At 41.8% G+C, this 8,497-nt stretch carries 9 protein-coding genes; 6 read left to right on the top strand and 3 right to left on the bottom strand.

Annotation, left to right across the window (positions count from 1 at the left end; genetic code table 11):
* Window positions 1–99 precede the first annotated feature (99 nt).
* Window positions 100–1,590: an ABC transporter permease subunit gene (locus AC5590_RS10215; RefSeq protein ID WP_169268608.1), complete on the bottom strand. Its 1,491-nt coding sequence runs from the start codon at window positions 1,588–1,590 to the stop codon at window positions 100–102.
* Between the two features lie 327 nt (window positions 1,591–1,917).
* On the opposite strand from AC5590_RS10215, the gene AC5590_RS10210 reads away from it, so the two are divergent.
* Window positions 1,918–2,436 (top strand): MogA/MoaB family molybdenum cofactor biosynthesis protein, encoded by a 519-nt coding sequence (locus tag AC5590_RS10210; RefSeq protein ID WP_169268607.1) that lies wholly within the window; start codon window positions 1,918–1,920, stop codon window positions 2,434–2,436.
* A gap of 134 nt (window positions 2,437–2,570) precedes the next feature.
* Here AC5590_RS10210 and mraY read toward each other — a convergent pair whose 3' ends face one another.
* The gene (gene mraY, locus AC5590_RS10205) at window positions 2,571–3,671 is read right to left on the bottom strand and encodes a phospho-N-acetylmuramoyl-pentapeptide-transferase (protein ID WP_169268606.1); all 1,101 of its coding nucleotides are present in this window, start codon (window positions 3,669–3,671) and stop codon (window positions 2,571–2,573) included.
* Between the two features lie 82 nt (window positions 3,672–3,753).
* Window positions 3,754–3,993: a DUF3134 domain-containing protein gene (locus AC5590_RS10200; protein WP_169268605.1), complete on the bottom strand. Its 240-nt coding sequence runs from the start codon at window positions 3,991–3,993 to the stop codon at window positions 3,754–3,756.
* Between the two features lie 226 nt (window positions 3,994–4,219).
* Here AC5590_RS10200 and AC5590_RS10195 point away from each other — a divergent pair, with 226 nt between their 5' ends.
* The 5 genes from AC5590_RS10195 to mdh all read left to right on the top strand — a co-directional run bounded on the left by AC5590_RS10195 (window position 4,220) and on the right by mdh (window position 8,225).
* A complete protein-coding gene (locus tag AC5590_RS10195; protein WP_169268604.1) occupies window positions 4,220–4,804 on the top strand; it encodes a PAP/fibrillin family protein in 585 nt (194 codons plus the stop codon).
* Between the two features lie 385 nt (window positions 4,805–5,189).
* On the top strand, window positions 5,190–5,441 hold the full coding sequence (locus AC5590_RS10190) for a photosystem I reaction center subunit IV (protein ID WP_169268603.1): 252 nt from the start codon (window positions 5,190–5,192) through the stop codon (window positions 5,439–5,441).
* A 321-nt stretch (window positions 5,442–5,762) separates the two neighbouring features.
* On the top strand, window positions 5,763–6,614 hold the full coding sequence (locus tag AC5590_RS10185; RefSeq protein ID WP_169268602.1) for a DNA-formamidopyrimidine glycosylase: 852 nt from the start codon (window positions 5,763–5,765) through the stop codon (window positions 6,612–6,614).
* A 395-nt stretch (window positions 6,615–7,009) separates the two neighbouring features.
* Complete coding sequence (locus tag AC5590_RS10180; protein ID WP_169156760.1) at window positions 7,010–7,225, top strand: NAD(P)H-quinone oxidoreductase subunit O; 216 nt, start codon at window positions 7,010–7,012, stop codon at window positions 7,223–7,225.
* Between the two features lie 19 nt (window positions 7,226–7,244).
* On the top strand, window positions 7,245–8,225 hold the full coding sequence (gene mdh / locus AC5590_RS10175) for a malate dehydrogenase (protein WP_169268601.1): 981 nt from the start codon (window positions 7,245–7,247) through the stop codon (window positions 8,223–8,225).
* Window positions 8,226–8,497 lie beyond the last annotated feature (272 nt).

Genomic DNA, 8,497 nt, shown 5'->3' with positions numbered 1-8,497 from the left:
GAGACCCTCCCGCAGCGCTGGACTCACCGTAAGGCGTGGCCGTTCCCACTAGGGTGAAGTAACAAGGATTTGCACAATAATTCTCTACCAATTATGAGTTTACTCATTTTGTCTTAACCTGTTTTCTAAAACGGATGCACTCTTAGTCATACCCATAACTAAAAGATAGTAAATTAACCCCGCGAACAGCAGAGGCTCAAAGTAAATATATTTATTTGCACCAACAATTTGAGCACTGCGTAATATTTCCACTACACCAATTGTTGATACCAAAGCCGAGTCTTTCAATAATCCAATAGTTTCATTTACTAATGCTGGTAGAATATTTTTCAATGCTTGCGGCAAAATTATGTCCCACATCATCAACGAGTAAGGAATACCCATAGACATCGCCGCCTCAGCTTGTCCTTTATCTACTGCTTGAATTCCACCCCGGATAGTTTCCGACATATAAGCCCCAGAGTTAAGGGTAAAAGTTAATACCCCTGCTTCTAAAGCCGAAATGTTATAGCCAGTAAGCTGCGGTGTCGCATAGTAAACTAAAGCTAACTGTAACAACAAAGGTGTGCCTCGAAATACGGAGGTATAGGCGTTAGCAAGCCAGACTAGGGGCTTGATACCAGTAATTTTGCACAAAGACAGAACTGTACCCCAAATTAATCCTAGAAATACTGACAACAGCGTAAATAACAACGTTAGAGGAATGCCTTTGAGGATAAAGGGAATATCTGGGATAATTCTAGAAAAGTCTAAATTTAGTCCGCCTTTAGAAGGAGATGAAGATACGGTAGTGGTTGAGGTTGTTTGGGAAAACCATTTGGTTGCTAATTTTTCTAATTCTCCTTTATCCTTCATTTGTTGCAGAACTTTATTAAAAGGTTCTACAAAAGAGGAAGCTTTAGGAAAAGCGATCGCCGATCCACTCCTGTGTTCTGAGGGAATAACGTTAAAAGCCAATTCTGGATTGGCTTGGACGAATCCCCTAGCAACAGCATCCTCAACTATTGCTGCATCAATTCGTCCTGATTTAATTTCCTGAATGATTTCCGCTACTTTATTGAGCTGCTTTAGCTGAATCCCTGTAACTTTTTGAGCAATTTTTTTAGCATTTTGCTCTTGGATAGTTCCTAGTTGTACTCCAACTTTTTTAAAAGCCAGATCTTGGGGCTGTTTTATGTTGCTATTTTTAGGAGCGACAATTGTATCTTTTGCTTGGTAATAAATAATTGAAAAGTCAATATTTTTCTTACGTTCTGGAGTGGGAGTCATCCCAGCCATAGCAAAATCAGCGCGATTTGCTTGAAGTGCTGGAATAAGTCCATTAAAATCGGATTCCATAATCTTGAGTTGAAATCCTAGTTCTTGAGCAACAGTTTTGGCTATATCTACATCAAAACCAACAATTTGCCTATCACCTTTGTTAGTATCATAAAACTCATAAGGCGGATAATCTGGAGAAGTAACCATCGTGAGGGTGTCTTTGCCTAAAGATGAGGCTGCTTTGAGAGAATGACTAGAACTTGTGATCAGACTAATCATTAGTATTGGTGTAAACAGGACGGTTAAGAACCATACTTTTCTTTTCTTCATGAAATTGATAATTATTGAGGTAAACAGTTTATGATTCTCCAACATTATCATTACCCCAATTTTAATAATTCATGTCAAAATTAAAACTCTATATTAATCAGGTATTTGCAAAAATGAGACAAACTCTTCAAACTGAACAATTCTTCTTGAAGATATCTTAAAAATTCTTGATAAAATCTACATTAAATTATGAATGCGCTTCTAGAGCTTTAAGTGTGATACTCTCTGTAGTGGACTACAAGTTAGTGGTTAGTAAAAAAACAATAACTAACCACTAACACAACAAAATGCACAGATGAGCAATGACAAAAAGTCTATAGTTTCCTTATGACGCACATTCCTCACCCAGACACCCCAGGCATAACAGTAAGTTGCGCGATCGTAACTGTTAGCGACACACGCTCAAAACAGACTGATAAAAGTGGTCAGCTAATTCAAGAATTACTTCGCAATGCCAATCACATCATAGAAGCTTACGCGATTGTCAAGGATGAACCTGTGCAGATTCAAGAGCAAATGGAACGACTGAGTCAGTATCCAAGTCTAGATGTCGTAATTTTAAATGGTGGTACAGGGATTGCGCCAAGAGATACAACATATGATACAATTCAAACATTGTTAGAAAAAACCCTGCCTGGGTTTGGTGAGTTGTTCCGCTTTTTAAGTTACCAAGAAATTGGTTCGCGAGCGATGACATCTCGGTCTGTTGCTGGTGTGTACAAGCACCTACTCATCTTTTCCCTTCCAGGCTCCAGCAATGCAGTAAGACTGGCAATGGAAAAACTCATTTTGCCGGAACTTGTTCATTTAGTGAAGCAGCTACACAATTCAAACAGTAAACAGTGAACAGTAAAAACTGGTAACTGATAACTGGTAACTGATAACTGGTAACTGATAACTGGTAACTGATAACTGAAAAAAAAACCCCCTCTAGTCGAGGAGGATATTATATTTGATTGCGGTAATTTATGCAATCATCATCACAGACCAATCGTCAAGCTGATGACAGCCAAAATTGCGCAAATTATGTAGAAGACCGCAACCACTTGCAGTTCTGACCAACCAGACAGTTCCAGATGATGGTGCAATGGTGCCATCTTGAACAAACGCTTGCCTTTGCCATCAGAACCTTTGGTAGCTTTGTAGTAGCTAACCTGAGCCATTACCGAAAGGGTTTCCACAAAGAAGATTCCGCTAAGAATAAACAGTGCTACTAAACTGTTAGTCAGTAAGCCCACTGCTGCTAAAGCGCCTCCTAAAGCCAAAGAGCCAGTGTCACCCATAAAAACACGGGCTGGGTTACGGTTATGAGCCAAAAACCCTATGCAACTGCCACTCATACAGGCGCAGAAAATCATCAATCCAGTTGAGGAGGGGGCGCTAAGGGCACCCAATGCTAGCAGTGCGATCGCCACCGTTCCTGCCGCCAAGCCATCAATACCGTCAGTGAGGTTAGTGGCATTACTTTCTGCCACCAGCACAAAGCCCGCTAAGGGCCAAAATAGTAATCCTAGGGGTACAGAAAAACCCAAAGGCAAAGCAATATTCGTAATATCAAAAGGTTGAGTAAAAATGAGCCACAGACAGAACGCTAGTGCAAAACCGATTTGCAAAGCTAGTTTCATCCGCGGAGATATACCTTTATTAGATTTGCGGCGCAGAATTTGCCAGTCATCTATCCAGCCAATCAATCCATAGCTTAAGGTCAAAGCAGAAACTGCAAGTACCTCTGTTGTAAAGTTAGACCACACACAGGCAGTGAGTACTGCCACAGGAACGAAGAATATGCCCCCCATCGTCGGTGTACCTGCTTTTTTCAGATGAGCCACAGGACCATCCTCACGGATGATTTGTCCGGTTTTCAGTGCTTGTAGTAGCGGTACTACCCAAAAACCGACTGCGGCTGAAGCGAGTGCACAGAACAAAAACGGCAAGGTTAACGACACACCTTGCCAAGGCAACCTATTCGCTATTCCATCTAACACTAGTGCTGATACACCCAGACTTACACCCAGTATAGAGACCAGACCTATGCCATTAATGATGTTTAACCCTTGGTTAGGAGATAATTTTGCGTCCACGGAAACTTCCCTTCACTCCACACTTGCAAAACTAAACAATAGGGACGAGTTGTGCCAATAATATACCTTCAGCCCAGATTATTTACTCCTCATCTGGAGCCGAATCATCGTCATCATCAAAGTCATATTCGCCAATTCCGTCCTCAGTACTCAAAAACTCTGTTATCTCTTCTTCGTCGTCTTGAAAATCAGCCTCGTGAACATCACGGGCTATGAGACGACCACTTGATTGTAACCAGTCCAAGAGCGAGGACTCTTGCTTTAATGGAATAACAGACGCCCGCTGGTTTCGGGGTACTTCACGCAATGGAGAATTTAGCATATCAACGAAGACAATATAAGGGGAAGGTAACTAGACACTAAGAGTCTATCACTTGATACAGCACTATTTACTTGTTAATTCAACTCTTAGCTTAAAAATCCGACAAAAAATTTTTTATTTATGATTGATACTGGAAAACGTGAAACCCTAATATTTATCAGTATGACACTATACATAGTTCATCAATATTTTCTGAAGTGAATCATGTTTTTTGAGGTGAAAAACAATGCTAAAAAAAGCGTCCCTTTTAGAAGCAATTGCTGGTAAAAATCGCGGACTACTTGCAACGGAGCAAGAGAAACAGGCTATATTAATAGCCATTACAAATGTAGAAGAACTAAATCCTACATCTTCGCCAGTTGAAGCAACACACTTGCTCAATGGCAACTGGCGATTAATATATACCACAAGCAAAGCTCTATTAAATATTGATAATTTCCCATTGTACAAACTCGGCCAAATTTATCAGTATATTCGCGTAGAAACTAACAGCATTTACAATATAGCTGAAACTTATGGCTTGCCTTTTTTTGAAGGCATAGTCAGCGTTGCTGCAAAATTTGAGCCAGTTTCAAATCGGCGCGTCAACGTGAAATTTGAGCGGTCTGTTATCGGTTTACAACGATTAATAGGATACACCTCACCAGAGAGTTTGATCGAACAAATTGAAGTTGGGAAAAAACTCACCGCAATTGATTTTCCTTTAAACAGGGATAAACAGCAAGGCTGGCTGGATATCACCTACATAGATGACAATTTGCGTATTGGTAGAGGTAATGAGGGGAGCGTGTTTGTTTTGACTAAAGCATAAGAACCTCCCAAACAAGTGCTTGCGACCAATGAAATTATGCGATCTCAAGAACTTTGTCAAGGTTTTTTTCATACTTTTGTGGTAGAAAAATCATAAAGAATACGTAATAAGTGGTAGGAGCGAGTCAAAAACCTTTATCAGCTATGCTCTGTAAGCGTTTCCTGTCACCTGTTTCCCGCACCCTTTGAACTTTTACCCTCCCTATTTACCTCAGAGGACGAAAATTGATCCTACAAGTTTCTCCCAGAATCACCACTGTAATGTCTTAAGGAATCCTTGGCAAGATAAATAACTTAACAAAGCTTCTTGGTGAGGCCTTCAGGTTGTAGAGTGAAATCAATTAGCCTTGTGTATTGGCAATTTATAACTTAAAGGGAAGAAACTCATGGTTCAACGTGGTTCTAAAGTGCGTATTCTCCGCCGGGAATCCTACTGGTATCAAGATGTCGGAACCGTGGCGTCTGTTGACCAGAGCGGTATTAAATACCCAGTCATTGTCCGTTTTGAGAAAGTAAACTACGCTGGCATCAACACCAATAACTTTGCTCAGGCAGAACTATTAGAAGTAGAAGCTCCAAAAGCAAAGGCAAAGAAAGCCAAAGACGAAGAAGCAAAAGCAGAAAACAAAGGGAAATAGCAAAGGGAGTGACAAAGGAAGAAAACTTCTGTTGCTTCCCCATTCACCCCATCTGTTTGACCAGAGATCGGGGTGTAGGAGTGAATCAGTTGCGCTTATCTTGCCCCAACTGCATTCCTCTGGTCCACTACAACCGCTCCCTGCTCTTTGCTTCTTGTTGACTCAACAGGAGTAGCACGCCAGTTGTTATCTCCTCTACCAAATGCAAGTGAACAAAGGAGAGCCGAAGCACTTTGTTCGCAATGGCTCTTCTTCTATAGCCTTGCCTGATCACTCATGCTGTCCTCCTTTATTCCCTTGTATTAGTGTCTTTCAAACAAGATGCCTGAACTGCCTGAGGTTGAAACAGTCCGGCGGGGTCTGAATCAATTGACCCTTAACCAAAAAATTACGGGTGTCCAGGTGCTGCTTTATCGCACGCTTGCCCACCCGTTTTCTGTAGAAGAGTTTTTGATTGGAATCAAACAGAGTTTCATCGTAACTTGGCATCGGCGCGGCAAATATCTGCTTGCCGAACTCTGCCTTTGTTCCTCTGGTTTGTCAGCTGGCTGGCTGGGGGTTCATCTGCGAATGACAGGTCAACTTCTGTGGTTAGATCGAGACGAACCGTTACACAAGCACACACGAGTCAGATTATTTTTTGGAGATGAACGCGAATTACGCTTTGTAGATCAGCGTACCTTTGGTCAAATCTGGTGGGTACCTCCAACAGTTGCACCGGAAAGTATTATTACAGGCTTGGGAAAACTAGCAGTTGACCCCTTTTCACCGGAATTTAGTGTTGAGTATTTAGCGCTTAAGCTGCGAAACCGCCGCCGTGCAATAAAGACAGCACTTCTGGATCAATCAGTAATTGCGGGTTTAGGTAATATCTATGCTGATGAAGCGCTATTTATGAGTGGAGTTTTACCACAAACTTTATGTACAGATTTGCAACCAGAGCAAATTGAGCGTTTGCACTCTTCGATCATTCAAGTGTTAAAAGCTAGTATTGAAGCTGGTGGTACTACGTTCAGTAATTTCCTAAATGTCAAGGGAGTCAACGGTAACTACGGTGGTGTTGCTTGGGTTTACAACCGTGCTGGAGAACCCTGCCGAGTTTGTGGTACAGCAATTCAACGGATTCGGATAGCTGGGCGTTCCAGCCACTATTGTGTTCAGTGCCAACGATAAGCAATACAAAAGAAAAAGTTAAAAAGTTACAACTAAATATTGAAAATACTAATGTATAAAAATTAATGTATTATTCTGATACAATTTTGATTTTAGATTCGGAATTTTGAATAAACGCAGATGAGGGCAGATAGTTTCTAGAAAATTATCTAGAAACTATCTGCGTACATCCGCGTGCATATGCAGTTGCAATTTTGGATTTTGAATAAACTCCTACCAGTAGGAAGTTTCAGGAATCTAAACATAGCAGCCATAAAACTAACTGAATATCTACGCAAAAAATGTAAAAGACATATCCCAACACAAATAGGGAGGAGGTAACTCCTGGCTCTACAAAGGCTTCCTGCGAGCTACAATCCTGAAGAAAACAATTTACACAATCACGAGGGAAACTCATGGCTGTAAAAAGAGGAAATATGGTTCGTGCTGTCCGCGAAAAGCTGGAAAACAGTCTAGAAGCACAAGCTAGTGATTCTCGTTTTCCTTCCTATCTGTTTGAAACCAAGGGTGAAGTCGTAGATATCAAAGGTGACTATGCCCTTGTGAAGTTTGGGAAAGTGCCAACTCCAAATATTTGGTTACGTCTAGATCAACTTGAAGAATTTAAATAACACTCAACCATTAGCAAATATGAGCTATTCCCCTTTCTCCCAAATTAAGCGCCATTCACCCCGTGTCACCGTCATCGGTGCTGGTAAAGTTGGTAGTACCTTAGCCCAACGCATAGCTGAAAAAAATCTGGCAGATGTCGTGTTGCTTGATGTTGTTGAGGGTATGCCCCGAGGACTGGCACTAGATTTGATGGAGGCAAGGGGAATTGAACTGCACAATCGTCGGATTATCGGTACAACCGACTACGCTGATACGTCTGATTCTGATATCGTGGTCATTACAGCAGGTTTTCCTCGCAAACCGGGCATGACTCGGGATGATTTGCTTTTGACAAATGCAAAGATTGTGATGGAAGCCGCAAACAAATCAATGAGTTATTCTCCTGATGCTATATACATAGTTGTCACAAATCCCTTAGATGTGATGACTTATTTAGCTTGGCAAGCAACTGGACTGCCTCGTGATCGCATTATGGGTATGGCTGGTGTGTTAGACTCAGCACGCTTTGAAACGTTTATTGCGATGGAACTAGGGGTTTGTTCCCTTGATGTTAAAGCAATGGTGCTGGGCAGTCATGGAGATTTAATGGTGCCCTTGCCGCGTTATGCTACTGTTAACGGTATTCCGATTACAGAACTGCTAGATGCAGCCACGATTGAGCGATTAGTACAACGTACCCGTAACGGTGGTGCAGAAATTGTAGAACTGATGCAGACAGGTAGTGCTTTTTATACTCCTGCCTCTTCTACCTGCGTGATGGTGGAATCAATATTGCTAAATCAGTCACGTCTGTTGCCAGTGGCGGCGTATCTTCAGGGTGAATACGGTTTAAACGATATTTTTACTGGTGTTCCCTGTCGCTTAGGTTCTAGCGGAATTGAGGAAATAATGGAATTAAAACTTACCGATGCAGAAATAGACGCTTTACATACTTGTGCGCATGAAGTACGCAAGAATATTACCCGAGCAGAGGAAATTTTCGCTGCTGTGAGTCGGTAATAACAAGCTCCTCCCCTTATTCTCCCCGAAAGGGGAGAGGCGGAATCAACAAAAAGAGGTGTAGTGGGTTAAGGGCTAGGGGTGTAGGGGGAATTAACTTAGTAGGGGCTTGAACCCAAGTGGCTCTAGGTTAGGGTGTAAAAAAAAGCGCATGTTTTTGTCGCTCCCCTACACCCTTACACTCCTAGTTTTGGTTATCAGCAGAGCTATTAATCTATCGCGCAGGGCTTTGGCGTGAATGCTTTCTGAGGGATAACCGCTCCCATGCTCCC

Source organism: Brasilonema octagenarum UFV-OR1 (assembly GCF_963888615.1).
Classification (GTDB): domain Bacteria; phylum Cyanobacteriota; class Cyanobacteriia; order Cyanobacteriales; family Nostocaceae; genus Brasilonema; species Brasilonema sennae.
The sequence above is the reverse complement of the archived record's forward strand: the minus strand, read 5'-3'. Positions and strand labels throughout refer to the sequence as shown.

Excerpts from the sequence above, each read along its gene's own strand:
- AC5590_RS10185 (WP_169268602.1), top strand. The coding sequence starts at position 5,763 with ATGCCTGAACTGCCTGAGGTTGAAACAGTCCGGCGGGGTCTGAATCAA.
- AC5590_RS10210 (WP_169268607.1), top strand. The coding sequence starts at position 1,918 with ATGACGCACATTCCTCACCCAGACACCCCAGGCATAACAGTAAGTTGC.
- AC5590_RS10180 (WP_169156760.1), top strand. The coding sequence starts at position 7,010 with ATGGCTGTAAAAAGAGGAAATATGGTTCGTGCTGTCCGCGAAAAGCTG.
- AC5590_RS10215 (WP_169268608.1), bottom strand. The coding sequence starts at position 1,590 with ATGAAGAAAAGAAAAGTATGGTTCTTAACCGTCCTGTTTACACCAATA.
- AC5590_RS10195 (WP_169268604.1), top strand. The coding sequence starts at position 4,220 with ATGCTAAAAAAAGCGTCCCTTTTAGAAGCAATTGCTGGTAAAAATCGC.
- mdh (WP_169268601.1), top strand. The coding sequence starts at position 7,245 with ATGAGCTATTCCCCTTTCTCCCAAATTAAGCGCCATTCACCCCGTGTC.
- AC5590_RS10200 (WP_169268605.1), bottom strand. The coding sequence starts at position 3,993 with ATGCTAAATTCTCCATTGCGTGAAGTACCCCGAAACCAGCGGGCGTCT.
- AC5590_RS10190 (WP_169268603.1), top strand. The coding sequence starts at position 5,190 with ATGGTTCAACGTGGTTCTAAAGTGCGTATTCTCCGCCGGGAATCCTAC.